27 protein-coding genes and 1 tRNA gene are annotated in these 25,382 nt (G+C 68.8%); 11 read left to right on the forward strand and 17 right to left on the reverse strand.

Annotation, left to right across the window (positions count from 1 at the left end; translation table 11 throughout):
• Nucleotides 1-96: 96 nt before the first annotated feature.
• A complete protein-coding gene (locus K9U40_RS05385; protein WP_282889182.1) occupies nt 97-525 on the forward strand; it encodes a winged helix-turn-helix domain-containing protein in 429 nt (142 codons plus the stop codon).
• Here K9U40_RS05385 and modC read toward each other — a convergent pair.
• The 4 genes from modC to K9U40_RS05405 form a co-directional block, all read right to left on the reverse strand.
• Nucleotides 425-1,627 (reverse strand): molybdenum ABC transporter ATP-binding protein, encoded by a 1,203-nt coding sequence (gene modC / locus K9U40_RS05390; protein WP_414114994.1) that lies wholly within the window; start codon nt 1,625-1,627, stop codon nt 425-427. The genes K9U40_RS05385 and modC overlap by 101 nt on opposite strands.
• Complete coding sequence (modB, locus tag K9U40_RS05395; RefSeq protein WP_282889184.1) at nt 1,627-2,316, reverse strand: molybdate ABC transporter permease subunit; 690 nt, start codon at nt 2,314-2,316, stop codon at nt 1,627-1,629. Before modB ends, modC begins: the two co-directional genes overlap by 1 nt.
• 133 nt (nt 2,317-2,449) lie before the next feature.
• Nucleotides 2,450-3,277 (reverse strand): molybdate ABC transporter substrate-binding protein, encoded by an 828-nt coding sequence (modA, locus tag K9U40_RS05400; RefSeq protein WP_282889185.1) that lies wholly within the window; start codon nt 3,275-3,277, stop codon nt 2,450-2,452.
• Between the two features lie 191 nt (nt 3,278-3,468).
• Nucleotides 3,469-3,993: a DedA family protein gene (locus K9U40_RS05405; protein WP_282889186.1), complete on the reverse strand. Its 525-nt coding sequence runs from the start codon at nt 3,991-3,993 to the stop codon at nt 3,469-3,471.
• Nucleotides 3,994-4,375: 382 nt separating this feature from the next.
• Between K9U40_RS05405 and K9U40_RS05410 the strand changes: the two genes are divergently transcribed.
• The 3 genes from K9U40_RS05410 (at nt 4,376) to K9U40_RS05420 (ending at nt 7,028) form a co-directional block, all read left to right on the forward strand.
• The gene (locus K9U40_RS05410; protein WP_282889187.1) at nt 4,376-5,992 is read left to right on the forward strand and encodes a DEAD/DEAH box helicase; all 1,617 of its coding nucleotides are present in this window, start codon (nt 4,376-4,378) and stop codon (nt 5,990-5,992) included.
• Nucleotides 5,993-6,138: 146 nt separating this feature from the next.
• Nucleotides 6,139-6,414: a translation initiation factor IF-1 gene (infA, locus tag K9U40_RS05415; RefSeq protein ID WP_012115181.1), complete on the forward strand. Its 276-nt coding sequence runs from the start codon at nt 6,139-6,141 to the stop codon at nt 6,412-6,414.
• 92 nt (nt 6,415-6,506) lie between these two features.
• Complete coding sequence (locus tag K9U40_RS05420; RefSeq protein ID WP_282889188.1) at nt 6,507-7,028, forward strand: DUF2165 family protein; 522 nt, start codon at nt 6,507-6,509, stop codon at nt 7,026-7,028.
• 145 nt (nt 7,029-7,173) lie between these two features.
• Here the strand turns inward: K9U40_RS05420 and K9U40_RS05425 are convergent, their stop codons facing one another.
• The 4 genes from K9U40_RS05425 to K9U40_RS05440 form a co-directional block, all read right to left on the reverse strand.
• On the reverse strand, nt 7,174-7,383 hold the full coding sequence (locus K9U40_RS05425; RefSeq protein WP_282889189.1) for a DUF3126 family protein: 210 nt from the start codon (nt 7,381-7,383) through the stop codon (nt 7,174-7,176).
• 78 nt (nt 7,384-7,461) lie between these two features.
• Nucleotides 7,462-8,346 (reverse strand): serine O-acetyltransferase, encoded by an 885-nt coding sequence (cysE, locus tag K9U40_RS05430; RefSeq protein WP_282889190.1) that lies wholly within the window; start codon nt 8,344-8,346, stop codon nt 7,462-7,464.
• Nucleotides 8,347-8,424: 78 nt separating this feature from the next.
• Nucleotides 8,425-9,177, reverse strand: coding sequence for an alpha/beta fold hydrolase (locus K9U40_RS05435; RefSeq protein WP_282889191.1), 753 nt, complete (start codon nt 9,175-9,177; stop codon nt 8,425-8,427).
• Nucleotides 9,105-10,505: a hypothetical protein gene (locus tag K9U40_RS05440; RefSeq protein ID WP_282889192.1), complete on the reverse strand. Its 1,401-nt coding sequence runs from the start codon at nt 10,503-10,505 to the stop codon at nt 9,105-9,107. The genes K9U40_RS05435 and K9U40_RS05440 overlap by 73 nt, the downstream gene beginning before the upstream one ends.
• A gap of 106 nt (nt 10,506-10,611) precedes the next feature.
• On the opposite strand from K9U40_RS05440, the gene K9U40_RS05445 reads away from it, so the two are divergent.
• The gene (locus K9U40_RS05445) at nt 10,612-10,845 is read left to right on the forward strand and encodes a hypothetical protein (protein ID WP_282889193.1); all 234 of its coding nucleotides are present in this window, start codon (nt 10,612-10,614) and stop codon (nt 10,843-10,845) included.
• Nucleotides 10,846-11,221: 376 nt separating this feature from the next.
• Complete coding sequence (locus tag K9U40_RS05450) at nt 11,222-11,428, forward strand: cold-shock protein (protein WP_282889194.1); 207 nt, start codon at nt 11,222-11,224, stop codon at nt 11,426-11,428.
• A 74-nt stretch (nt 11,429-11,502) separates the two neighbouring features.
• Here the strand turns inward: K9U40_RS05450 and K9U40_RS05455 are convergent, their stop codons facing one another.
• Nucleotides 11,503-12,090, reverse strand: a complete 588-nt coding sequence (locus K9U40_RS05455) for a L,D-transpeptidase (RefSeq protein WP_282889195.1) — start codon at nt 12,088-12,090, stop codon at nt 11,503-11,505.
• A 176-nt stretch (nt 12,091-12,266) separates the two neighbouring features.
• Entirely contained in the window at nt 12,267-13,127 is an 861-nt protein-coding gene (locus K9U40_RS05460; protein ID WP_282889196.1) for an alpha/beta fold hydrolase, read from the reverse strand.
• A 155-nt stretch (nt 13,128-13,282) separates the two neighbouring features.
• On the opposite strand from K9U40_RS05460, the gene K9U40_RS05465 reads away from it, so the two are divergent.
• Nucleotides 13,283-14,572 (forward strand): hypothetical protein, encoded by a 1,290-nt coding sequence (locus K9U40_RS05465; protein ID WP_282889197.1) that lies wholly within the window; start codon nt 13,283-13,285, stop codon nt 14,570-14,572.
• A gap of 385 nt (nt 14,573-14,957) precedes the next feature.
• Here K9U40_RS05465 and K9U40_RS05470 read toward each other — a convergent pair.
• Nucleotides 14,958-15,032 (reverse strand) — tRNA-Val (locus K9U40_RS05470).
• Between the two features lie 79 nt (nt 15,033-15,111).
• The gene (gene gph / locus K9U40_RS05475; RefSeq protein WP_282889198.1) at nt 15,112-15,810 is read right to left on the reverse strand and encodes a phosphoglycolate phosphatase; all 699 of its coding nucleotides are present in this window, start codon (nt 15,808-15,810) and stop codon (nt 15,112-15,114) included.
• A 193-nt stretch (nt 15,811-16,003) separates the two neighbouring features.
• Between gph and K9U40_RS05480 the strand changes: the two genes are divergently transcribed.
• The 3 genes from K9U40_RS05480 to K9U40_RS05490 all read left to right on the forward strand — a co-directional run bounded on the left by K9U40_RS05480 (nt 16,004) and on the right by K9U40_RS05490 (nt 17,901).
• Nucleotides 16,004-16,468 carry a hypothetical protein gene (locus tag K9U40_RS05480; RefSeq protein WP_282889199.1) on the forward strand — a complete coding sequence of 155 codons (465 nt, stop codon included), beginning with the start codon at nt 16,004-16,006 and terminating at the stop codon, nt 16,466-16,468.
• A gap of 178 nt (nt 16,469-16,646) precedes the next feature.
• Entirely contained in the window at nt 16,647-17,351 is a 705-nt protein-coding gene (gene rpiA / locus K9U40_RS05485) for a ribose-5-phosphate isomerase RpiA (RefSeq protein ID WP_282889217.1), read from the forward strand.
• A gap of 22 nt (nt 17,352-17,373) precedes the next feature.
• Complete coding sequence (locus tag K9U40_RS05490) at nt 17,374-17,901, forward strand: DUF2059 domain-containing protein (protein ID WP_282889200.1); 528 nt, start codon at nt 17,374-17,376, stop codon at nt 17,899-17,901.
• 137 nt (nt 17,902-18,038) lie between these two features.
• On the opposite strand, the gene K9U40_RS05495 is transcribed toward K9U40_RS05490, so the two are convergent.
• Nucleotides 18,039-20,228, reverse strand: a complete 2,190-nt coding sequence (locus K9U40_RS05495; protein ID WP_282889201.1) for a glycosyltransferase family 2 protein — start codon at nt 20,226-20,228, stop codon at nt 18,039-18,041.
• Nucleotides 20,229-20,391: 163 nt separating this feature from the next.
• Between K9U40_RS05495 and gor the strand changes: the two genes are divergently transcribed.
• A complete protein-coding gene (gene gor / locus K9U40_RS05500) occupies nt 20,392-21,759 on the forward strand; it encodes a glutathione-disulfide reductase (protein WP_282889202.1) in 1,368 nt (455 codons plus the stop codon).
• A gap of 95 nt (nt 21,760-21,854) precedes the next feature.
• Here gor and K9U40_RS05505 read toward each other — a convergent pair whose 3' ends face one another.
• The 4 genes from K9U40_RS05505 to K9U40_RS05520 all read right to left on the reverse strand — a co-directional run bounded on the left by K9U40_RS05505 (nt 21,855) and on the right by K9U40_RS05520 (nt 25,170).
• Nucleotides 21,855-22,703: an SHOCT domain-containing protein gene (locus tag K9U40_RS05505; RefSeq protein ID WP_282889203.1), complete on the reverse strand. Its 849-nt coding sequence runs from the start codon at nt 22,701-22,703 to the stop codon at nt 21,855-21,857.
• Between the two features lie 170 nt (nt 22,704-22,873).
• Nucleotides 22,874-24,166 carry a multidrug effflux MFS transporter gene (locus tag K9U40_RS05510; RefSeq protein WP_282889204.1) on the reverse strand — a complete coding sequence of 431 codons (1,293 nt, stop codon included), beginning with the start codon at nt 24,164-24,166 and terminating at the stop codon, nt 22,874-22,876.
• 95 nt (nt 24,167-24,261) lie between these two features.
• The gene (locus tag K9U40_RS05515; protein WP_282889205.1) at nt 24,262-24,723 is read right to left on the reverse strand and encodes a hypothetical protein; all 462 of its coding nucleotides are present in this window, start codon (nt 24,721-24,723) and stop codon (nt 24,262-24,264) included.
• A gap of 27 nt (nt 24,724-24,750) precedes the next feature.
• Nucleotides 24,751-25,170 (reverse strand): DUF6152 family protein, encoded by a 420-nt coding sequence (locus tag K9U40_RS05520; RefSeq protein ID WP_282889206.1) that lies wholly within the window; start codon nt 25,168-25,170, stop codon nt 24,751-24,753.
• Nucleotides 25,171-25,382 lie beyond the last annotated feature (212 nt).

The raw sequence follows: 25,382 nt of genomic DNA on the forward strand, positions 1-25,382 counted from the left end.
CTCCGGTCATTCCCGCTGGAAGGCGTTCCCGGCCGGTGGCTCTTCCGGTATGCTGACCCTCCGCCATGGCGCGCCGGGCGCGCGAGGAGGGATGTAGTGGCCAAGAAGGACGGCAGCCGCCTGTTTCTACGCGTCGATTTTCCGGATGGACGTCGTCTCGGTCCCGGCAAGATCATGCTTCTGGAAGCGATCCGCGAACATCGCTCCATCCTGTCCGCCGCCAAGGCCATCGGCATGAGCTATCGCCGGGCCTGGCTGCTGGTGGACGAGCTCGACCGCATGTTCGAGCAACGGGTGATTGTGACTTTCCCCGGCCGCCGCGGCGCGGGCACGGAGGTGACGGCGTTCGGCGAGCGCATCATTGCCCTCTATCGGGCCATGGAGCGCCAGGCGGCGAAGGCGACCCACGCCGCCGTGGATGAGCTTACGAAGTCTCTCGCGGCGGAGTTCCGCCCGCAATCACACGCAGAGCCGGAAGAGTCGCAGCCGGCTGATGCCGCCGGGAAACGGGCGAAGGCGATCTGAATTCGGCGCCGGGCGAGTTGAAGCCCGCCGGGCGGCTGTCCACGGTCACGGCCTTGATCATGGCCCACACCGCCATGCCCGGCTCGAGCGCAAGGCGTTGCACGCTTTCCTGCGTCACCAGTGAATGCAGCTTGCCGTGGGCGAGGGCCACCTCGACGTCGGAGAACGGCCCCTCTGCGCGCGTGATGCTGGCGATGGTCCCGGACAGGCGATTCGTCACCGAGACATCAATGGGGCGCGACAGGGACAGGGAGACATCGCGCGAGCGGATGCGGACTCGCGCTGCGGCGCCGACCGGCCGCCCCACCAGCGGCACGCGCAGCTCGCCGTCCGGGAAGGACACGGTGGAGAGGCCGAATTCCTCATCGTGCGCGGTGACCGTGCAGTCGAGGATGGTGCCGAGATCGAAGCGGCCGAGCACGGGCAGCAGCTCCGGCTGGGACAGCACGTCGGCGAGGCCTCCGCAGGCGATCACCTTGCCGTCGGCAACAGCGGCCACGGCGTCGGACAGGCGCAGCACCTCCTCCACGGAATGGCTCACATAGAGAATGGGCAGCAGAAGCTCGTCCCTGAGCCGCTCCAGATAGGGCAGGATCTCGCCCTTGCGCATCTCGTCGAGGGAGGCGAGGGGCTCGTCCATCAGCAGCAGGCGGGGCTGGGAGAGCAGGGCGCGGCCGATGGCGACACGCTGCTTCTCGCCTCCGGAAAGCGTGTGCGGCCGGCGCTTCAGGAGATGGCCGATGCCGAGCATGTCCACCACCGCATCGAAGCGGATGGTACGGGCCCGTCTGGACCGGCGCTCGCCATAGCGCAGATTGTTCTCCACGGTCATGTGCGGGAACAGCCGGGCGTCCTGGAAGACATAGCCGACGCCTCGCCGCTCCATGGGCAGGTCGATGCCCTGCTCGCTGTCGAAGAACACGTCGTCGCCGACCGCGATCCGGCCCCGGTCCGGGCGCACGGATCCGGCCACCACCTGGATGATGGTGGTCTTGCCCGATCCGGAGCGGCCGAACAGCGCGGTCACCCCGCGCTCGGGAGCCGAGAAGTTGACCTCGAGGCGGAAACCGGTATTGCGCGCGAGGCAGACGTCGATCTCGATCATATCTGCCCCAGCGCCAGCTTGATGCGGCGGTCCGCCATCTCCGCGAGGATGAGGGAGCCGAGCGCCAGGATCACCGACACCACCGTGAGCCGCAGCGCCATGGCGTCGCCGTCGGGCATGTGGGTGGCGCTGTAGATGGCCAGCGGGATGGTCCGCGTCTGCCCCTCCACATTGGACACGAAGGTGATGGTCGCGCCGAACTCGCCCAGCGCGGAAGCGAGCGAGATGAGGCAGCCCGACAGGACGCCAGGCATCATCAGCGGCAGGGTGACCGTGAAGAAGGCATCCAGCTTGGTCGCGCCCAGGGTCCGCGCGGCGGTCTCGATGCCCTGGTCGATGCCGCCTATGGCGAGGCGGATGGCGTTGACCGTCAGAGGAAAGCTCACCACGGCCGCGGCCACGGTAGCGCCGGCGGTGGAGAAGATCAGCGAGATGCCGAACCACTCGTTGAGATACTGGCCGAGATAGCCGCGGTTGCCGAGGGTAATGAGCAGGAGATAGCCGACCACGACCTTGGGCAGGACCAGGGGCAGGTGCACGATGCCGTCGAAGATGCCCTTGCCGGGAAAGTCGAACCGCGCCAGCACCCAGCCGACGAGAATTGCGGGCGGCAGGCTCCAGATGGTGGCCCAGAAGGCGACCTCCAGGCTGAGCCTGACGGCCGTCCATTCTTCAGGGGTAAGCATGGGGCAGTCTTCCGGATAGTGGCGGTTCTGGGCTTGGCGCCTCGTGAGCTTAAGCCGAAGCCGCGGACGTCGGGAAGCAAGTCCCGTTCCGTCCCGGCCCTGACCGGGACGGAACGGGCGGCTTCCGATGGGTTCACTTCACCGTGAAGCCGTACTTCTTGTAGATGTCCTTCGCTTCCGGCCCCTGGAGGAAGGCGAAGAAGGACTTGGCGGCGGGCGTATCCTGGCCCTTCACGAGGGAGAAGGGATATTCCACCGGGGGATGGCTGTCGGACGGGAAGACGGCAACGACCTTCACATTCTTGGCGACGGCGGCGTCGGTCGCGTAGACCACGCCATAGGGCACCTCGCCCCGCTCCACCAGGGCAAGCGCCGCGCGCACGCTCTCGGAGCCGACGATGCGGGGGGCGACCTTGTCCCACAGGCCGAGGTTGGTGAAGGCGGTCTTGGCGTAGACGCCAACCGGCACGCTGTCCACGAGGCCGGTGGCAATACGCCCGTTGGCGCCCAGGAGGGCGTCGATGTCCATACCCTTGGCGATGGTCACGGGCTTGGCCTTGTCGGCGGGCGCCACCAGGACGAGGGCATTGCCGAGGATGGTCACGCGGGTCGCGGGCAGGGTGAGGCCCTTGCCGTCGGTATAGTCCATCCACTTGAGGTCGGCGGAGGCGAAGATGTTCGCCGGCGCACCGGCCTCAAGCTGCTTGGCGAGGGCGGAGGAGGCGGCGAAGGAGAACTTCACCGGGGCCTTTTCGCCCTTGGCTGCATAGGCCTTGGCGATATCCTCGAACGCGTTGGTGAGGCTCGCGGCGGCGAACGTGGTGACCGTGGTCTCGGCACCGGTGGTCGAAACCTTGGCCGGCTCTTCGGCCCGAGCGGGAGCAAGACTTGCGCCGGCAAGACTTGCAGCGGCAAGCAGAAGGCCGACTATGAGGCCGCGACGCAGAAGGAAGCTGGACATGGCAAAGGTCCCCTTTGGTATGTCCGTTCATATACAGCATGCCGTAACGAAACAAGTAGGCGGGGTGCGTCTGGGGTCAGGGGTAGGCCGGTGAGGGCTGCGGGAATGCGCGAATTATGCTGCATTGCGGCATCTCGCCGCGCCCGTCAGCAAGGTGCAGGGCGCAGCCGGTCTGGCGCGGCTCAAGGTGCTCAAAAGCCCAGCAGCTTGAACGCGGCTGCTCCGGGCGCGAGCATGGCGAAGGCCCAGAGTGCCGCGCTGGCGACGTTCGCGAGCTGGAAGTGGCTCTGGCGCATGGCCAGCACGCCGGCCACCAGCGGCACCACCGCGCGGATCGGCCCGAAGAAGCGGCCGATGGCAACGCCCCACACGCCGAAGCGATGGAAGAAATCCTCTGTCCGGGTCACCAGGTCCGGTCGCCGCGACAGGGGCCAGACGGTCTTGGCCCGGTCCTTGTAATGAAAGCCGAACCAGTAGGAGATGGTATCCCCCAGGGCCGCCCCGGTGGCGGCCGCGAGCCAGATGGGGAAGAAGTGCAGCCCGCTGGCCTCGACCAGCGCACCGATGGCCAGCAGCAGCACCGTGGCCGGAATGAAGAAGGAGATGAGCGCCAGCGATTCGCCGAATGCGAGCCCGAAGACGATGGGCGCGGCGAGGGTGTGGTTCTCCTGAATGAAAGCGGTGGTGGCCGCCACAAGGGACTGAACGTCGATCATCTCTCCTCCAGCCGCAAACATCGGAGCGACGGCGGCGACCCGCAAGGGGGGCGGCGGTCCGCGCCGTCCGGACGATGTCCGGCCGGGATGTCTTGCCGGAGCAGTGCGGCGAAAAAGCTGCATTCGCCTTGAAATTGTCATGGGAATGGGCCATACCGCCCGTCGTAGCGCCCCGGACGGATTCTCAGGTCCCCCGTGCAGCGCGCTCGGGCCGCGTAGCGGAGACCGCCGGAGCTTCCCATTTCAGAAGCGTCGCGAGCGGCTTTGCCCGACTTCTATGATTGTCCATGGACACCCCAGGCCACGCGGGATGTCGAATATCCCCGCGAACCGCGCTGCGCCCCTGCGTGCGCCGGTGTCGTTCGCATATGAAAGTCAGAGCTTGACCTCTTTTTCGCACCTCGGCCTCGCCGAGCCCATCGTTCGCGCCCTCACTGAAGCGAACCACGTCACTCCCACCCCCATCCAGGCCGAAGCCATCCCGCAGATTCTCGCGGGGCGTGATCTGATCGGCATCGCCCAGACCGGCACCGGCAAGACCGCCGCCTTCGCCCTTCCCATCCTCGACCGCCTCGTGCGTCATCCGCACCGCCCCGAGCCCAAGTCGGTGCGCGCCCTCGTGCTCTCGCCGACCCGCGAGCTGTCCGGCCAGATCGTCGAGAACTTCGAGAAATTCGGGCGCCATGCCCGCATTTCCGTGACGCTTGCCATCGGCGGCGTGCCCATGGGCCGGCAGATCCGCGCGCTGTCCCGCGGCGTGGACGTGCTGGTTGCGACCCCCGGCCGCCTGATTGATCTGGTCGAGAACAATGCGGTGCGCCTCGACCAGGTCGAGGTTCTCGTTCTCGACGAGGCCGACCAGATGCTGGACATGGGCTTCGTCCACGCCATCCGCGCCATCGTGCGCCGGCTGCCGCACAAGCGGCATTCCCTGTTCTTCTCCGCCACCATGCCGCATGCCATCGCCGAACTGGCGGGTTCCATGCTGCACAATCCGGCGCGCGTCGCGGTGACCCCGGTCGCCAAGACGGCCGATCGGGTGGAGCAGCGGGTGATCCTGGTGGACAAGCCCAACAAGGGCCAGCTCCTCGCCGAGGTTCTCTCCACCGAGGAGATCGACCGCGCCCTCGTCTTCGCCCGCACCAAGCACGGCGCGGACAAGGTGGTGCGGGTGCTCGCCAAGGCCGGCATCGCCGCCGAGGCGATCCACGGCAACAAGTCGCAGAACCAGCGCGACCGCGTGCTCGCGGCCTTCCGCGAAGGCACGATCCGCACCCTCATCGCCACCGACATCGCCGCCCGCGGCATCGACGTGACCGGGGTGAGCCACGTCATCAATTTCGACCTGCCCAACGTGCCGGAGAGCTATGTGCACCGCATCGGCCGCACCGCGCGCGCCGGCCGGGAAGGCATCGCCATCTCGTTCTGCGATCACGAGGAGCGCGCGTTCCTGCGGTCCATCGAGAAGCTCATCAAGATGCAGCTTCCCGCCAGCGACCGCCGTGGCGCGGGTACCCGCTTCGCGGTGCCCCAGCTTGAGCCCATCATCCTCGAGGACCGGGACGAAACCGCCGAGCGGAACGACTATATCGGCCGCTCCGGCCGGCAGAACTTCCGCGGCCAGCGCCCCCGTCAGGGTGGCGAGCGGTCCGAGGAGCGGTCCGGCGAGGCGCGCTCCCGTCCCCAGCGTGGCGGCCACGGCCGCTTGGACGAGGCGCGGCCCCAGGCCGAACGGCCGCACCAGCCGCGCGGCGAGGGCCGTCCGGCGGGCGGTCGTCCGGAAGGGCGTGCCGAGCATGCCGCGAACCATGGCGGCGGCAACGGCGCGGGGCATCGCTCCGGTCAGCCGGCGCGGCCCGAGGCTCGCAGCCCGCGGCCCGAGCGTGGTGGCCAGCGCCCTGCGGGCGACATCGGTGGCCTCGGCTTCATGCAGGCCGTGCCGAACCGCGGCCAGCGGCCCGAGGCCCGGCCGGGCGGCGCCAAGCGTCCGGTGCGCTGAGACGCATGGCGGGTTGATGGATCACTGATGGGCGTGGCTGGCGAAAATGCGTCGCCGCGCCCATCTCAGCTATGGGCGTGCGGGCGTTTTCGTGAGATAAGCCCGGCAATTCCGCCCCGGAGAACGGGGCATCTGGAGACGACTATATGGCGAAGGAAGAACTGCTGGAGTTCGAGGGAACGGTGACCGAGGTGCTCCCGGACGGCAATTTCCGCGTGCGCCTCGATAATGATCATCAGATCCTGGCCTATGCGGCCGGCAAGATGAAGAAGAACCGTATCCGCACCATCGAGGGTGATCGCGTGGTGGTGGAAATGTCTCCTTATGACCTCGATCGCGGCCGCATCAATTTCCGCCACAAGGCCGAGGGCAACGCCCCGCCGCCCGGCGCCCGCCGCCAGCAGAATTTCCGTCGTCGCTGATCTTCCGGTCCGCCGCGTCCGTTTCCGTCGCGGACCTGTCCCTTTGGTCGCGGCGGTGAGCCGCGACGATGGGATGAGGCAACGGGGGCGACATGGAACTGCGACTTGCGAAGGCGATCATGGTGGCCGCGGTGTCGGCCTTCTGTCTCCTGGTCGCCTATGACAATCTCGTGGACTACGAGTCCAACTATGCGTTCGTGCGCCATGTGCTGAGCATGGACACGACGTTTCCCGGCAATGCCCTGATGCATCGCGCCATCACCGACGAGAGGGCGTGGCGCATGGCCTATGCCGCCATCATCGCGGCCGAGGCGACGAGCGGGCTTCTCCTCGGCATCGGATCCATTGCCATGCTGGCCCGCCTCGGTGGGCCTGCCGCCCGCTTCGAGCGCGCCAAGCGCTTCGCCTATCTCGGCGGGACGCTGGCCTTCCTGGTCTGGTTCTTCGGCTTCACGGTGGTGGCGGGAGAGTATTTCGCCATGTGGCAGTCGCGGGAATGGAACGGCCAGCCCGCAGCCTTCCGCTTCTACATGGCCGTGCTCGGCGTGATGGTCCTCGTGGCCCTGCCGGAGCGTGAGATCGAGGACGCCGACGCTCCGTCGCCGCGCTCCTGAACCTCCGCCAATCCTGAATTTGCTTTGACCACCTGGCTTACGTCCCGGGCGCCCGAGGCCCGCACGCCGCCTTGCAGAGCGTGGACGCCAGCACCGGACGGGCCCACGCCGGCGGCCGCCCGGTAAAGGGCGGCCTGCCTTGGCCTCACTCCAGATCCGTATCGAGGATCGCCATCTGGAAGTTGTAGGAAAGGTCGCCGTCCTCGTCGTCCCTGAACAGGACACCGATGAACTCCTCGCCCAGATAGACCTCGGCCGAGTCCTTCTTCTTCGGGCGCGCAGTCACCTTGATCTGCGGATTGCCGAACAGGGTCCGCAAATAGCGCTGCACGCGCTCGAGCTCGGTCTTTTCCAACTGTGTCCTCCTTGCGAACGGATGGCCGCGTTATGGCGGCCAGGGCGCGCGCATTCAAGTCGCGGCGGGCGGCAGCCCTCAGATATCGGCGCCAGACCAGATGTTGTCCTCGAACATCTGGTCCATGGAGCGGGACGGCTCGGCGCAGCCGGCCTCGCCCACCACCTTGGCCGGAATGCCCGCCACCGTGGTGTTGCGCGGCACCGGCTTGAGCACGACCGAGCCGGCCGCGATGCGGGCGCAGCGGCCCACCTCGATATTGCCCAGAACCTTGGCGCCGGCGCCGATGAGCACGCCGCGCCGGATCTTCGGATGGCGGTCGCCCGTCTCCTTGCCGGTGCCGCCGAGCGTCACCCCCTGCAGGATGGAGACGTCATCCTCGATCACCGCGGTGGCGCCGATGACGACGCCGGTGGCATGGTCGAGGAAGATGCCCCGGCCCATGGGCACCTGCGGGTGAATGTCCACGGCGAACACCGACGAGGCCTGGCTCTGGAGATAGAGGGCGAGGTCGCGCTGGCCGTTGGCCCACAGGAAATGGGACAGGCGGTGGGTCTGGATGGCGTGGAAGCCCTTGAAATAGAGCACCGGCTCCAGCGCCCGGGTGGCCGCCGGGTCGCGGTCCACCACCGCCATGATGTCGGCGCGCAGGGCCTGGGAGATGGTCTTGTCGCGGGCTGCGGCCTCAAGCCAGGCGGCTCGGATGGCGCTGGCCGGAACGTCCGCATGATCGAGGCGGGCTGCGATGCGCTCGCCGATGACCGCTTCGAGGCTCGGCTGGCCCAGCACCGCTCCGATGAGGAAGGCGGCGAGCAGGGGCTCGCGCTCGGCGGCTTCTTCCGCCTCGTTGCGCAGGCGCGCCCAGACCGGGTCCACCACGTCGTGCCAGCGTTCCGTCCCTGCCTTGGTGAGCTTGGGGGCGAACCCGTCCGCGACCGGGGCGGGCATGGGTGACTGCGGCATTCCTGCCTCCTCGACGATGCAACTTGGCGCCTGTTCTAACACAAGCGGCGCGAAGGGGAGAGAGTCCCGGCGGTCGCTTCAGGGGCGGCGCTTCAGGAATTCGAGAGCGCCCGCCTTGAACACCTTGTCGCCCACGGCGGGGTTGTGGTCGCGGTTGGGGATGTCCAGCATGGTGCCGTCCGGCAGCAGGTCCACCAGGGGCTGGCCGGGCCCCGACACCAGGTCGCGGGTGCCGATGGCCACCAGCACCGGCTGGAAGATGCGTGCCACTTCCTCGCGGGTCAGCACCTGCCGCGAGCCGCGGATGCAGGCGGCCAGCGCCTTCAGGTCGGCCTTGTTGGCGTCGGCGAAGGCGCGGAACATGCGGCCCATGGGATCGGCGACGGCGTCGAGGCTCGGCGCCTCCAGCGCGTCGGCGACGGTCTGGGGCAGGCCCACCCCGTCCACCAGGTGGATGCCGAGCCCGCCCATGATCAGCGAGCGCACCGCCTGCGGGAAATGCAGCGCCATCTGCGCCCCCACCCGCGCCCCCATGGAATAGCCGACCACGTCGGCCCGCTCGAGCCCGAGATGGGCGAGGAGGCGCTGGGCATCCTCCGCCATGATGCGGGTGTCGTAGAGGGCTGGGTCGTAGAGCTTTTCCGACTCGCCGTGGCCGCGATGGTCGAAGCCGATGGCCCGGTAGCCGGCCTCCGTCAGGGTGCGGGTCCAGGAGGGGCCGACCCAGTTGATCTCCTTGGTGGAGGCGAAGCCGTGGATCAGGAGGACCGGATCGCCGGAGCCGATGTCGAAATAGGCGAGATCGACGCCTGCGGAAGAGAAATGGGGCATGGGGGACCTTCGCGGGGCACCGCCACGGGCGGCGCCTCCGATCTGGGCGGATGACGGGGCGGGAAAGTAGAAGCTCGCTCCTGTTGTGCCAAGTCCGCCGGAGGCGATGGGGCCGCCGGCTCCGCGCCCTCATGCGCCGGTGACGGGCTGCGGGCCAGCTCCCGCGCGGCCTCCACGGCCGCGAGCACACGGGCGGTCGCGGCCTCAATGCCGGCCGGGGCCGCAGGCGGCATGGCCGCTGCCTGTGCCGGCTCCGGCGTCTTGTGCCGATGACGGGCCATCTTGGGGCGCTTCCCGCGCCAGCAGCGGCGGGCGCAGGCGACGCAGAGGGAATTGAAGGACGAGACGAGGGCGAAGGCGTAGAGGGCCGCCGCGAACGCCCACCAGATCAGGTGGAACAGCGCGCCGGTGATGGCGATGGCGCCACGTCCCAGCGTCTTGAGGATGGCGAGGGTCTGGGACCCCTTGGCCTCGGCGAGGCGGGCGACGCGCGCGAGATCCCGCCCGTTGTCCGCCACCTTCAGGCCTTCGAGGGCGGCGCGGGTGCCGGCCTTCGCCTCGATGCGCGCGGCATCGTCCAGCAGGCGGGTGAGGTCGGTGAGGCGCTCCGTGCGGATCACGCCCTTCACCGCGGCGGCATCCACGCTCGATGGGGCCGCCGCGAGGCGGCGCAGGGCGAAAAAGTCCACGCTCTCATGCACGGCGCGGGTGAAGCTGCGGGCGAGCGAGGCAGAGAGGCGCCCGGTGCGCCTGGCTACCTTCACCAGAGAGATGCCGATCCGCACCGGCAGGCTCGCGCCCACGGTGGCGTAAGTGCCGGCGGTGACGGCGATGCCCACGGCGGAGAGGCCGAGGATCAGCTCGTCCGCATCCTCGCCGCGCGCCAGCTTGAGGCCCTCGCGGCCGGCGTCGCGGATGTCGCCCCACACCATGAGGTCGCTCGCCGCCGCTCCGGCGAGGCCGGCAGGGTCGCGCGGCTCGCCGGTGACGAAGCCGAGGCCGAACGCCCTGGCCGAGTGCATCGTCTCGGCCAGGGCTCCGGTGGCCTCGGTCACTTGCGTGCGCAGTTCAGGCGGAATGGGGAGGCCGCGGGCATCGGCGAGTGCGAGGAAGGAGGCGGCGAGCGCGGCATCGTCTTCAGCCAGCGCCTCCGCGATGGACCGGGGCGCATCCTGCGCGGTGAAACCGGTCAACCCCAGATCGGCGAGGGCGGCGGGATCGTCCCGCGCGGCGACGAGCTTCACGCTCTCCTTCGCCACCGGCAGCAGCCAGGGCGTGCCGGCGAGGAGCGTTGCGAACAAGGCGAGGGCGGCGAGGATGCGGGCCATGATGTGTCCTGACCGACATTGTCGCATCCGATCGGGGCGAAGGTGAAGGGGCGGGCTGCCCGGCTCCGGCACGCGTGCCCTGCTTCCCTTTTCTCGCCTTGCCCTTTTGCCTCCGCAGCTGTCGGAAGAAGAGCTTCCGGGTGGCGATGCGCTTTATCTGTCCACAGTCAATAACTCCATTCCTGTCCATTTACGCACCGCTGTCATTCCTGCCCATGGCATGAAAAATGCGCGAGCCATGCGGGTTGAGTTCGCTCCGGTGCTCAATGCTGCAAAGATCGGTCCGGCGGAGATCTTCGATGATCGCTTCGCCACGAAGGCGGTGGCCGGCGGAAAATAAGGGGGCTGCGCGCACTATTTTGGGTGCCGCCCTTGAAAGGCCGTTATTGGCTCCTATCTCTCACTCAACCCAAGCCGCCGGACGCGGCGCGCTTTCCAGCGCGAACGTATTCGGGAGACGGACGGATGTACTCCGATCCCGCCGCGGCCAGGGTGTTCGTTCCTCCGCTTTCCATTCCCATGGATGTGCGGAGGGGCGAGCTGAGCGGACAGTTCGTCATCGGCCTCTTCTTCGTTTCCTTCGGGCCGCGACGCAAAAGCCTTCCAATTCGAACTCGTCCTGAACTACGCCCCGCTGCGCCGCGACGAACGTCGTGCGCGGGGGCGACCGGCGTATCGCACGGCTGAAGACCGGCATGCGCGCACAGGAGGCCACCATGGCCACGGGCACCGTCAAGTTTTTCAATTCCCAGAAGGGTTTCGGCTTCATCCAGCAGGATGAGGGCGGCCCGGACGTCTTCGTGCACATCTCGGACGTGGAGCGCTCCGGCCTCTACGGCCTGAACGACGGCCAGAAGGTGTCCTTCGACATCGTCGCGGACAACCGCGGCAAGAGCAAAGCGGCGAACCTCACCGCCCTCTGAGCGTTTCGCGCTAACGAAAAGCCCCGGCCATCGGAAGATGGCCGGGGCTTTTTGCGTTTCGGGCCGTGTCGGGATCAGCGCAGCACGTACACCGTCGCGCCTACCCGGACGCGGCTGTAGAGGTCCATCACATCGTCGTTGGTCATGCGGAAGCAGCCCGAGGAGACGGCCTGTCCGATGGTCTCCGGCTCGTTGGAGCCGTGGATGCGGTAGAGGCTGGAGCCGAGATACATGGCACGTGCGCCGAGCGGATTGTCGATGCCGCCGGGCATGTAGCGCGGCAGATCGGGCCGGCGCTTCAGCATCTGCGCCGGCGGCGTCCAGCCCGGCCATTCCCGCTTGGCGCTCACGGTCTTCACGCCCGACCATTGGAAGCCCTCGCGTCCCACGCCGACGCCATAGCGGATCGCCTGGCCGCGCGCGGTCACGTAATAGAGCCGGCGCTCGGACGTGCGGATCACGATGGTGCCCGGCGCGTATTTGGCGTCGATGGACACCATCTGCCGGCCGATGGGCGAGGACGTGCCAACATAGCCGACATCATTTCCACCGAACAGCTTGTTGAAATTGAAGATTTCGTAGCGGTCATCGGCCCGGGCCGGCCCCGCCGCCACGAGCGTCGCCGCGATTGCGGCCAGGGCGAGGGATCTGAGGTGCGTCATGGGTCTTGCGTCTCGGCTGAGGAACGAAGGGACACACGGATGAGCGGGGATCCGCTCGGGGGAGTGCATTTTGTCGCCACAAATTGGACATCACTGCAACCGCTTTATGGCGCGGCAGTTCCGCCCGCACGGGAGTGTGATCCGCTTTTCGCGCCGTTGCGCTCCTTCGGCAACGCTCAAGCCTTGCCCGCTACCTCCCGGGCGAACGCGGCCAACGTGGCGTTGAAGCGGTCCGCCGCCTCGATAAACGGCGCGTGGCCGACACCCTCGTAAAGATCCAGCCGGGCCTGGGGCGTAATCTGCGCGATATGTGCCGCCATGGCCGGGGCCACCACCTCGTCGAGGGTGCCGTGGACCACCAGGGCCGGCACGTCGAGGCGGGCGAGCGCGGCGCCGTATTCCGCCGGCCGTCCGAACAGGGCGCCGCGCACGTGATGCGGGACGATCATGTTCACCGCCAATATCTGCTCGAACAGGGACTGCGGGATCGGCGCGGCGAAGCAGCGGCGCACGAAGGCGCGGGTGGCGGCGATGTTCTCCGCCACGTCCGGGCTGCACATCTGGCGCATCAGTTGGTTGCAGCGGCCGAAAAGGTGCCGCTCGTTGGAGACCACGGCATCCACGAACACGATGCCTCCGATGCCGTCCGATCCGAACGTGGCGAGATAGTCGCCGATGATGCGCCCGGCATAGGACCAGCCCACCAGCACCGGCCGTTCAAGGCAGAAGGCGCGGATCACCGCATCAAGCTCGCCGGCCCACAGTTCCGGCGCCTTGTAGCAAGCGGGGTCGGCCGGCTTGTCGGAGGCCCCGTGGCCGCGAAAGTCGTAGGTGACCATGCGGCAACCGGCGAGAAGCGGACTTGCCGTCTGCCGTGCCCAGCACAGGCCTGATTGGGAAAAGCCGTGGATGAAGACGATATCTGGTCCTGTCTGTGCCCCGAAGGCTTCGGCCGCGATGGTGAGGCCGTCCGGGGTCGTGACCCGGGCGGTGCGGCGGGCGGGGACCTCCGGAGGGATGGAATCGGGTGCGCTCATCTGGTTTCCCTCGCAGTGTGCCGCTTGAACTTTCAGGCGCCGAGCCCAGAGCCCGCGGCGCCCGCGCCTTGGCTCTGCCCCGCCGCCGCCTTGGGTCCGCCCCCGCGCCGGTGCTATAGAGCGCGCCCAATGCCGCCATGCAAAATGAGAGGCGAATGATGCGCAACCTTCTCGTTTCCGGAGCCGGGCGTCTTGCCTTTGTGGCCGCCTTCGGCCTGGTCGCGCCCTTCGCGGCACAGGCCGCCGATCGGTACATGGCGACGGGGCTGCCTTTCTTCGATCCCTATCGCGTCTCCATCGCCAGCATTGATGTGGCCGACGGCAGGGTGACCGGCACCCTTGCCGCGCCGGTGGGCGATCCGCGTCCGCCGCTGCCTTTGTCCGGCACGCTCGCTAATGGCCTGCTCACGCTCAATGTGGGCCAGGGCGCCGAGAGCTACCGGGTCGTCTTCAGCGAGAACGAGCGCGGGCTGCACCGCATCTTCGAGGAGACGACGAGCATTCCCGGCATCGATTCCGTCACCCTGTTCCGGCCCCCGGCGGGCTTCTCGGAACCGGCGCTCGCGCTCCAGCACGATCCGGAGGACTGGTGCGGGCGCGTCTATGGCGGGCTGTCGGTCGAGTTCCGCGCCAAGGATCTCGCCGCGGCGCCCGAGGCGCCGGCTGCGGTGGCGGATCTGGATCTCGTGGTGGTGCCGCAGCAGGGCGGCACCACCACGGTGAAGCTGAAGGAGGCCTGGAGCCGCCTACGCCTCGCCGCGCTGGGGGGCGACGACGTGTCCGTGGATGTGGCGGTGCCCGTGGGCAGCGAGGCGAAGCACGCCGAGGACTTGCGCCGCGTGCCGCAGGTGTCTTCGGTGATGCTGCCCGCCTTGTGCGGCGAGATGGCCCTGGCCACCATTCCGCGCGCCCGGGTGAGCGAGGCGGACAAGATTTCCGAGGCGAAGCTGAAGTCCTATGCGGAGGGTCTGCTCTCGCGCCTGCTCTCCGGCGCGGCGCCCGAGGCCGCGGCTGCAGGGCCGCGCAAGTTCAGGCTCGCTGGAGCCGTGGTGCCCGGCGCGGCCGGCCCGGTCTTCAAGGCGACCGTGACCGGCGAGGCGGAGGCGACGCGTCTCGGCAAGGGCAGCTTCGACCAGTTCACCCTGACGCTGGAGCCCGTGGTGACCGCGGACGATGCGGCCGATACCCTCTCCCTCATTCCCATCGTCTCCGACCTGAAGAGCGCCCGGAAGGCCGGCCCGCAGCCGCCGGCCGATTCGGCTTTCCGGTCGGCGGACGATTCGGCGCTGGTGGCCGGCATCAGCCAGCGCATCGTCTCCTTCATCGCGACGGCCGAGGGTACGCGCTGCGCCTTCCTGACCCAGACCGCCTTCGACGAGCCGGACGGCAGCATCTCCTGCACCAATGTCGCGCTCGATGACGTGAGCCACCCCGACGACAATTGAGCGTGGGCACGGCGCTGCGTGCTCGGTCGCGTTTCGTGGTGGCATGCGCGCAGTGCAGATGAACAAAACGGCCTTGCCGAAGGCTGGAGCGTTTTCGAGCGAGAAACCGGTTCGCGTGAAGAACGCGCGTTCACACGAAGACATGGAGCGTTTTCCCGGTTCCATGGAACGGGGAAACGCTCTGGATCAACATGCGCGCGGCCGAATAAGAGCGCCGCGAGCGCCTTCCGTCACTCCGCTTGAGACGTCGGATCTCTCACGTCCGGGGGAGAGCGAGGCCAACTTGTCCCCGTCGCCGCTGCTGCGGGGATTCTTCATGCCTCTCAGGCGTCACGCATCGGTGGCTTGCGCCAGGCCGCGCGCTTCGGAATGTGCGAGGAAGGAATGGTGGGCGATGCAGGGATTGAACCTGCGACCCCTCCCGTGTGAAGGGAGTGCTCTCCCGCTGAGCTAATCGCCCGCGCCATTTGCGAGGAGCGCCGTTTAGGCCGGCGCGCCCCTTTCTGTCAAGTGCCGCTGCTTCCGGCCTGTGGATGACCTCACGCCATCGGGCGCGTCAGAAGCGCATCCACGGCCCGCTCCAGCTCGTCGAAGTGATGGATCAGCGCATCCGCGCCCAGCTCGGACGGCGGGGTTTCGGTATATCCGAAGGAGACGGCCACCACCGGTACGCCGGTGGCGCGGGCCGTGAGCACGTCGGTGATGCTGTCGCCCACCATGATCGCCTGCGCCGCCGAGCCGCCGGCCGCGGCAATGGTGGACAGAAGCGGCAGCGGGTCCGGCTTCGAGCGCGGATAGGTGTCGGCGCCGGTGATCACCGAAAAGCGATCCGTGAGGTCCAGCGCGTCGAGCAGCAGCCGGGCGAGGTGCTCCAGCTTGTTGGTGCACACGGCAAGGCTCGCGCCCTTCGCCGAGAGGCGGTCGAGCGCGTCGAGGAGGCCGGGAAAGGGACGCGAGCCGATGGCGATGTTGTCGGCATAGTGGGCGATGAAGCGCTGGGTCATGGCTTCCACCTCCGCGTCGGGCAGGGCAACGCCCTCGCTCTTCAAGGCGCGCACGATGAGCATGCGGGCGCCGCCGCCGATCATGTTGCGCGCCTCGGTGCGGTTCACCGGGGGGATCTTGTGCGCCGACAGCACCAGATCGAGGGCGTCCAGCAGATCCGGCGCGGTATCGACCAGGGTGCCGTCCAGATCGAAGGCGATCACGGGGCGGGTGGAAACGAGCGGGGCAGTCATGTTCGGGCCTCTTCCTCGGGGACAGACAGGGGATGGGGGGCGCCGACCCCACCCTCTGCCTTAAATCCTGCCGCTTTTTCGCGCGAGCGTCCGTTCCGTTCGCGGGGCTGCGGCTGCATGGCGCAGCCCTTCAGCGGGCTCCGGCCGGGCCGGTGTGCGCCCGGGCGGGTCGTGAGGACCCATGGAGGCTTGAATGCAGGGGATTGCTATCGTCGCGGCAGGGCTGGGGAAGCTGCAGCCGGCGGCGCGCCGCTCGCTGGCGGTACTGGCCTTTGCCGGGCTTGTCGCAGGAGCCGGCGGCGCGATGGCGCAGGCGGCTTCGCCGGCGCAGGGCGGCTACGATTTCGCCGCCCCGCCGTCCGCCCAGGCCAACCGGGTCTATGGGCTCAACCGCCAGACCGGGGAAATGAACGTCTGCCAGTTCGAGAGGCCCGAGGGCAGCGTCGTGGGCATCACCCACTGCTTCGCGCAGGGCGAGGGGGCGGGACCCCAGAAGGCGGGCAACTACGTCCTGGCGCCGACCCACTATGAGGGCGAGACCGGCATCTTCCGGGTCAATCGCGATACCGGCGAAATGAGCATCTGCTACGTCCGCGAGACCACGCGACCGCAGGGGGGTACCGATTCGAGCCTCGTCTGCACGCCGCCCGCGCGCTGAGCTTGGCTCTTGAGGTCGCGCCGCGCCCTGGGGGGTGCCGGGCCGCTTGTCGGCGGACCGGATCGGAGCTAGAGCCGGGATGTGGCGGGGCGACCCGTCCCGCATCAACGAAACGCCTCAAGCCCGACGCCGCACCCTTGAGCTGCGCGCGAGGGGCACCGGAACGGAAACTCCCATGGTGCACGCCGAAGACCAGAAGCGCCGCGCGGCCGCCCACGCTTTGACCTATGTCACCGAGGGCATGCGCCTCGGCCTCGGCACCGGCTCCACCGCCCGCCATTTCGTGGAGCTGCTGTCCGAGAAGGTGCATGCCGGCCTCAACGTGCTGTGCGTGCCCACCTCCGAGCAGACCCTGTCGCAGGCGGTGTCCCTCGGCGTGCCGATCGCGACCCTCGACGAGGCCGGCCCGCTCGACCTGTGCGTCGACGGGGCGGACGAGATCGGCCCCGGCCTCGCCTTGATCAAGGGCGGCGGCGGTGCGCTGCTGCGGGAGAAGATCGTTGCCAGCGCCGCGCGCGAGATGGTGGTGATCGCCGATTCCTCCAAGAAGGTGGACGTGCTCGGCCGCTTCCCCCTGCCCATCGAGATCGTGGATTTCGGCGTCGCCTCCATCGAGCAGCACGTGGCCGCGGCGGTGCGCAAGGCCGGCTGCGAGGGGGCGGTAAAACTGCGCCGCGACGGCGACGGCCATCCTTTTGTCACCGATCAGGGGCACCTCATCCTCGACGCCCATCTCGGCCGCATCCCCGACCCGGCCGCGCTCGCCCGCGCGGTGGAGGAAGTGGCCGGGGTGGTCGAGCACGGGCTGTTCCTCGGCCTTGCCCGCCGGGCCGTGCTTGCCGGCACGGACGGCATCACCGTGCTGGAGCCCGGCAGCTTCTGATTTCCGCTTCCCGGAGAGACCCATGTCCTTTTCCCACAGCGGCCGTTTCGGCGTGCGGCTCCTTCTTGCCGCGGCCCTCGCCGTGCCGGCCCTGCCGGTTCCCTTCGCCCTGGCCCAGCAGGCGGCGAAGCTGGCCGCAACCCATCTCCAGCTTGCCCGCGACCTTGTGGCCGTGAACGGCGAAGCGCGCGCCTTCGACGGGATCATTCCCAACATCGTGGACGGCGCCGCCCTCTCCTTCGTCCAGACCAATCCCGACCTCGCCGGCCAGCTGCGCGAGGTCGCCATCCTGGTCCGGCCGGAGTTCGAGCAGCGCCGGTCCGAGATCATCGACATCCTCGCCACCGCCTATGCCAACCGCTTCTCCGAGGCCGAGCTGAAGGAGGCCATCGCCTTCTATCGCTCGCCCACCGGAGCCAAGCTGGTGCAGGACCGTCCGGCCATCGTGCAGGAGGCGGTGCAGGGCATCCAGGTGTGGGGCGCCCAGGTGAATGCCCAGGCGGTGGAGCGGGTGCGCGCGGAGATGCGCAAGCGCGGCGTCGATCTGTGAGGCCCGCACCGGGCAACGCCTCCTTCGGGAGGCGGCCCGGCTCAGGCCGCGACGACCAGGGCTCCCGGCGCAACGGCGCTTCGGGGGCCTTTTTTCGCATGAACGCCCCCGAAAGGCGTGGCGCGGCTTGACCCGCGTCAGATGGCGTCGGTGCGGGCCTCCCGCGACCCCTGCGGCGCATCCGCGAGGGCCGCGAACAGGTTCTTGCGGTCGAGGTTGGGGCTGGAGTGCGGATCCACCAGGGTTCGCGTGTGCCACGCCGCGTCAAACCGCTCGTGCTGTGCCTTCAGCCGCTCCCGGTGGGCCTTGTTGCGCGAGCGCCCGCGCGAGGCCGATTCGTGATGGATCAGCAGCGCGAACGGCGTGGTCACCACCTCGTAGCCGGCGCGGCGGGCGCGCAGGCACAGGTCGATGTCGTTGCAGTCCTCCTGGAACCGCTCCGCGTCCAGCGGGCCGATCTCGTCCCACACATCCCGGCGGATGAGCTGGCACGCGCCGGTGACCGCCGAGACGTCCTGCCGCACCAGCAGCCGGCCCTCGGGACCGGGCGTGTCGGGCAAGGCGTGGGCGAACCAGTGGGAGGCGTAGCCGAACAGGCCGATGACAACGCCCGCATGCTGGATGGTGCGGTCGGGATAAAGCAGCTTCGCTCCCACGATGCCGACGCCGGGGCGCAGGGCCAGCGCCACCATCTCGTCGAGCCAGCCATCCTCGATCACCTCGATGTCGTTGTTGAGGAGCAGGATCAGCTCGCCGGTCGAGACCGCAACGCCGTTGTTGCAGATCCGCGGATAATTGAAGTCGCCGTCGTCCCGCACGATCTTCGTTTCGGGCCATGAGGCCGTGATCTCGGCGAACAGGGCGAAGGTCTCCGGCTCCACCGAGCCATTGTCCACGATGATGATCTCGAAGTTGCGGTAGCGCGTCTTCCCGACCAGCGAATCGAGCGCCATGCCCAGCAGGGATGCGCGATCGCGGGTCGGGATGACGATGGACACCTTGGGTGGCGCGGCGGGCAGGGGAAAGTCCGGCCGCAGGAAATGGGTGCCGGGCTCCGGCACCACCGTGACCGGCACGCCGAGCACGCCCGACAGCGCTTCGGCGGCGAGCCTCGCGGTTTCGGGCGCGACGAAGCCGGGCGCCCGCTCCGGGCCCGAGAAGGCGATGCGCGGCAGGTGCCGCACCGCGCCGGCGCCGATCTCCGCCACCGTGCGCAGGAGGAGGTGATAGATGGCGGCCGAGCCGAGGCGGGGGTCTATCCCGAGCCGGCGGGTCCGGCCGGCCCGCAGCACGGTGAGCGCGCCCATATAGGGCGAGGCTTCCAGCAGATGGCGGTTGAAGGCCGGCTTGAAGACCCCCGCGAGCGGCGTGCCCGACGCGTCGCAGACTTCCTCGTCGGTATAGAGCAAGTGGCAGTCGGGATGCGCCGCGAACGCCGCGCGGATCAGGGCCACGGCGTCCCGCGTGGGCCTGCCCTCCGTATCGAGCAGGCACACGAGGCCGTCCTCCGGCGCCTCGGCGGCGGCGAGGGCGGCCGCGAGCAGGCTGGCGTCGTCCGCGCCTGCCGACGGCACGATCCGGCCCGTATGGCCCACCGCTCCTTCCAGCGCGGCACCTTCGCGCGCCATGCGGTCGGGGCTCGCCGCGACGACCCAGGAGAAATTCCGATCCGTCTGCGCCTTCAGGGCCTCGGCGCAGCCGGCGATCCGGGCGAGCGGGCACCCGTCTCCCGCGGTGGACAGGAAGACGACGGCCGGCGCCGCTCCCGGGGCGGGGATCTCGGTGAAGTCCTCCACGAAGGCGGCGCGGAAGCGCTGGTATTGGACCCGCTTCAAGGGCAGGCGCGTCTGGGCGGTCTGGCCCACGGCCAAAAAGCTGAGGCCCAGATGGCGCGCCGCGCCCTCCGCCTGCCGCCAGCGGCTCCTGAGGCCCTTCAGTCCGCCTTCGGGCGTGGCGAAGGATCCGTTCCGGAAGGCATGGAGCTTCAGCAGCAGCCGCCCGGCGGGGAATTGCCCGCGTACCGGGTAGTAGCCCAGCCTCACCGCGCCGGAAGACACACCCTCTCCCGCGACGACGATCCGCGCGGTGCCGGCCGGCACTTCCGCCGCCACCGGCTCGTTCGCGTCCGCGGCGAAGGTAGCGAGGGGCGTGCCGCGCTTGTCCTCCATGCGCACCGCCAGCGGACCGGTGACACCCGAGGCGACCAGCACCACCACCGCGCCCCCGGCGCCCGGCAGGCGCAGGATGAGGGGGGGAAGAAAGACCGCCGCGCCCGGCTCGGACTTGACGGCACGCAGGGGCCGCGGCGGGATCACGTCGTTCAGCATGGGATGCGGTCCCGCCCTTTCACGGCTTGTTTCGGCTCAAGTCGCCGCCCGACCTGTCCGGCCGTGGCGCCGGCCCATGGAGCAAGACCATGGCTTTCGCTTGACGGATGGGACCGCCGGCCGTTTTGTGGCGGCCGTTGCGCGGCGCGAAGGACGGATTGGAATGTCACGGCGAGAAGTCGACCTGTTTGTCATCGGCGCGGGCTCGGGCGGAGTGCGCGCGGCGCGCATCGCGGCCCAGCACGGCGCCCGGGTGATGATGGCGGAGGAATACCGCGTCGGCGGCACCTGTGTCATCCGTGGCTGCGTGCCCAAGAAGCTGTTCGTGTATGCCGGCCGTTTCGCCCACGATATCGAGGACATGGCCGGCTTCGGCTGGCGCGTGACCGAGCCGGAGTTCGACTGGCTCACCCTGGTCGCCAACAAGGACAAGGAGATCGCCCGCCTCGAGGGCATCTACCGCCGCAATGCGGAGAATGCCGGGGTGGAGGTGGTGGCCTCCCGCGCCGTGGTGGCGGGGCCGAACACGGTGCGCATCCTCGCCACCGGAGAGGAGATCGACGCCCGCTACATCCTCCTCGCCACCGGCGCCCGGCCGGCGCTGGGCCCCGCCATCGAGGGCTGCGAGCTCGCCATCACCTCCAACGAGGCGTTCAACCTCACCCACTTCCCGAACCGCATCCTGGTGCAGGGCGCCGGCTATATCGCCGTGGAGTTCGCCGGCCTGTTCCGTGCGCTCGGCGCCGACGTGACCTTGGTCTATCGGGCCGACAAGGTGCTGCGCGGCTTCGACGGGGAGATCCGCGACCATCTGGAAGCCGAGATGACCCGGGTGGGGATCCATCTCGCGCCCGGGCGCACGCTCACCTCCATCGAGGTGATCAGCGGGGGCAAGCGGGTCACGCTGTCGGACGGCTCGGTGATCGAGGTGGACGACGTGATGCTCGCCCTCGGCCGCATCCCCAACACGAGCCATCTCGGCCTCGACGAGGCGGGGGTGAAGCTCGACGACGTGGGCGCCGTGGTGGTGGATGAAAAGGGCTGCACCAGCGTGCCCTCCATCTATGCGGTGGGCGACGTGACCAACCGCATCAACCTCACCCCTGTCGCCATCCGCGAGGGGCATGCCTTCGCCGACACGGTGTTCGGCAACAAGCCGTGGACGGTGGACCACACCCTGGTGGCCACGGCCGTCTTCTCCGAGCCCGAGATCGGCACGGTCGGCCTGTCGGAGGAGGCGGCCCGCGCCCTCGGCCGGCCCATCGACATCTACAGCACGTCGTTCCGGCCGCTGAAGGCGACCCTCTCGGGGCGCGAGACGCGCACCTTCATGAAGCTGGTGGTGGACCAGGAGAGCGACGTGGTGCTCGGCTGTCACATCATGGGCGATGCGGCGTCCGAGGTGATCCAGCTCGCGGCGGTGGCGCTGGGGCTGAAGGCGAAGAAGGCGGATTTCGACCGGACCGTCGCCGTGCACCCCACGTCCGCGGAGGAACTGGTGACGCTGCGTACTCCGACGCGCAGCGTGTGACCCGCTTGAGCGCGATGTGAACCGCCTCCCGCTCGAAGCACAGGCACGCGCCGATCAGCTTGCATTTTATACTGTTCGGCGCGTGGCCTTCGGGGTCAGAGCCGGTTCAGCAGCTCGGCTTTCTTGGTGCTGAACTCCTGGTCGCTCAGGATGCCCTTGGCGTGGAGGTCGGCCAGCTTCTCGATGGCGGAGATGACCTCGTTCTGGGCCAATGGCGGCGGGGCGCTGCCATAGGTCTGCGGCTGCGGGGCGGTGTCGTAGACCGGAGCCTGAGGGGCGTAGGCCGGAGCCTGCGGCGCGCCGCTCACGATGGGCAGGTTGGAGACGAACACCGTGCCGTACTGGCTGGTGAAGGTGAGCGAGCCCGATCCGCCCTGCTGCTGGGAGAAGCCGCCGATCTGGTGGTCGAGGCTGTCATAGACCGTCACCTGGCCGTTGAGGTCGATGGCGAGGCGGTGGATCCCCGGGAAATAGGCATAGCGCACCGAATTTTGCGCGCCGGTGCTGGCGGGCTGGCCGAGTTCGGCCGGCCACCAATTGAAGCTGCCCGACGGGCCCGGCACGAACAGGCTGGGCTGGCTGCCGCCCATCCCGCCGCCGCTCGATTGCCATTGCCCGCTGCCGGAATAGCCGCCGCCCTGGTTCTGGGACTGGAAGCTGCCGGTCGTGGTCAGGCCGGGCTGGCTGGCGACGAGGTTGGACAACTCGCTGCACAGGCCATCGACGCGGCCCTTCAGGTAGTTGTTGAACATGTCCGAGACCATGGTCATCCCGCCCGCCATCCACTGGCCGGAGCCGCCAAATTCGGGATGGCTGAACTGGGCCATGGTGCCGTTGCCGGCAATGACCGAGAACAGCATGGATGTCACCGCGTCCGGGCTGAACCCGGTGCGCTGGGAAATGGCGTTGATGGCCGCCTGGCCTTCGGGCGAAAGTTGAGGCATGAGGCTCCTGTCGTCGTTCGGACTGCGGGCGCGGGATCGCGCTAAACTGTAGGCGCAAGCATTTCTTCTACCACGGCTTGCGGACAGTTCGCCGACAGAATGCGAGGCAGGAGGGCAGGGCACCCATGCGCCCGGCCGGGGCGGGGTTGAGCGTCGGTCCGGGTCGCCGGCTACGGGTTGTGGGCGAACAGCCGGCCCTTTTCGGCCCACAGCACGAACGCCAGCGCGATCGCGCTCAGAACCAGATAACCGAGGCTCAGTGGCAATACAGTACCGTCGAAAGCGTGGCCCACGAAGAAAGCGAGCATGGACGCCATGAGCGTGGTGAAGCCTCCGATGAAGGAGGATGCGGTTCCCGCCACCGCGCCCAGCGGCTCCATGGCCATGGAGTTGAAATTCGGCACCGTGAGCGCGAACAGGAACTGTGCCGCCCCGACGAGGCCGCAGAACAGCAGCAGAGGAGGCTTGCCGCCGAAGGCGATGCTGGCGGCCACCATCATCGCGCCGACGGCGATGAAGCCGCAGATGCCGCCATGCGACAGTCGCCGCATCCCCACGCGCCGCACCAGCGACGCATTGGTGAAGGAGGCCACCGCCATGATGCCGGCCACCGCCGCGAATGCCACGGGGAACAGGTTTCCGAGCTGGTAGATGTCGGTCTGGAACACCTGGGACGCCGAGCCCACATAGGCCATCAGCGATCCCATCATCAGGCCCATGGCCACTGCGTAGCCCGCCGAGCGCCGCGTGGTGAGGGTCAACACCACCGCCTTGCGGATGGCCCGGAACGAGAAGGGAATGCGGTATTCGGGATGCAGCGTTTCCGGCATGCGCAGGCTGAACCAGGCGAGCAGCACGAGCGCGAGGGCCAGCATGGCGATGAAGATCAGGTGCCAGGAGCCGAAGGCGAGGATGAGGCTGCCCAGCGCCGGCGCCAGGATGGGGACGGTGAGGAACACCATCATGGCCAGCGACATGATGCGCGCCATCTCGCGCCCCTCGAACCGGTCGCGCACGATGGCGATGGCGAGCACGCGCCCCGCCGCCGCCCCCACGCCCTGGATGAAGCGCGCCGCGATGAGCACCGTGAAGTCCCGTGTGAACAGGGCGAGCAGGGTGCCCGCGGCATAGATGGCGAGGCCGGCGAACAGGATGGGCCGGCGGCCCAGCACGTCGGAGACGGGGCCGTAGAGGAACTGCGCGGCGCCGATGCCGAGCAGGTAGGCATAGACCATCACCTGCACGTCATTGGCGTTGGCGAGCGCGAAATCCGCGCGGATGGCGCCGAAGGCAGGCAGGAGATTGTCGATGGAGAAGGCCGTCATGCCCATGAGCAGGGCGACGAGGGCGACAAACTCCACGAAGGCCGGACGCATGGGCGCCCTGGGCTTTCCACCGGCCGGCTCAGGCGCGAGGGGAACGGGTGCGGACCGCTGCGCTGCGGCGCGGTGGGGCTGGGACATGACACGCTCGGGCGTTGGACGTGTCCCGCAACAGACACGGAAGTCAGGAGGGTCCGCGGAAGGGCCGGCAGCAGGCTGCGGGCGCGCGGGGAGCCTCACACATAGGCGATGGTGCGCCCCAAGAGAAGAGCCGCGACCCAGGCGAGGAGGGAGACGCCCGCCGTGATCCGCGCGCCCGCCGTGATCCTGCGCTCCCGCAGCGCCGGCCCGAAGGCGAGGTGGAAGACGGCGATATTGGCGAGTCCGATGGCGATCAACGCGAGCTTGCCGAGAAACGCCGGGTTGCGCACCAGCGGACCGGCTTCGGCGGCGAACAGCACGATACCCGAGACCAGCTGGACCGCAAGCCCGAGGGCGGCGAGCGGAATGCCTGCCTGCATCACGAAGGGCGCCGCCCGCTTGCCCCGGAGCACGGCGATGTCGAACGTCGCCGAAGCGCCCACCAGCAGTGCCGCGCCAAGGACGTGGGCGAGATTCGCCGCCGGATAGAGCCACGGGCTGGCCCTCGCCGCCGCGCCGAGTGCCGAGCCCTCGATGGCCGCTGCGATAGTGGTCACGGTTTCCAAGGTTATCTCAGTTCAAGGTTATCTCAGTTCGATGGTCTTGCCGTCGACGGTGATGCGCTCGGCCCGCATCTCGTTGGGCGTGCGGGTCGAGGGATAGCCGTAGACGCTCACGGTGGTCCCCGGCTTCAGCATGTCGGCGGACAGCCCGCGCGCCTGCATGCGGGAAATGGGAGCAAGGGTGGCCTCCCAGGTTGCGCCCTCATGCTGCATGGAGAGGTGGGCATGCGGGTTCGCCCACTCCATGTGGATCACCGGCCCGGTCATGGTGAAGGCCTTGGCGGTATCGTAGCTGCCCCAGCCGTGATGGGCGGCCGCCGTCCCCGCCGAGATGAGAAGCGCGGCCAGGGCCATCGGTCCCAGCCGTCTTGGCCCGGTGCGCCGGACATCCGTGGACACGCCGGCGGACGGAAGGCGCGCCGGGGGCGGGTCGTTGGGCATGGGGCTCTCCTTCGGCCACGGGGCTGTATCACGGAAAAGCCGGGCCAGCATGGGGGGATTCCGCAACGGAAAGAAGGCGGCGGCGCCGCCGGGCGGATCACATGCCCGTCACCGTGGTCGGTCACCGCCGTCCGCCGCGGGCGTCTGCTGCCCTTGGCGTCATGGATGGAAGCGGCTTTTGCGGCGCGTCCTTTCGGCGCGGCGCGGGTTCG

This window comes from Xanthobacter autotrophicus (genome assembly GCF_030015065.1).
GTDB lineage: Bacteria > Pseudomonadota > Alphaproteobacteria > Rhizobiales > Xanthobacteraceae > Xanthobacter > Xanthobacter autotrophicus_D.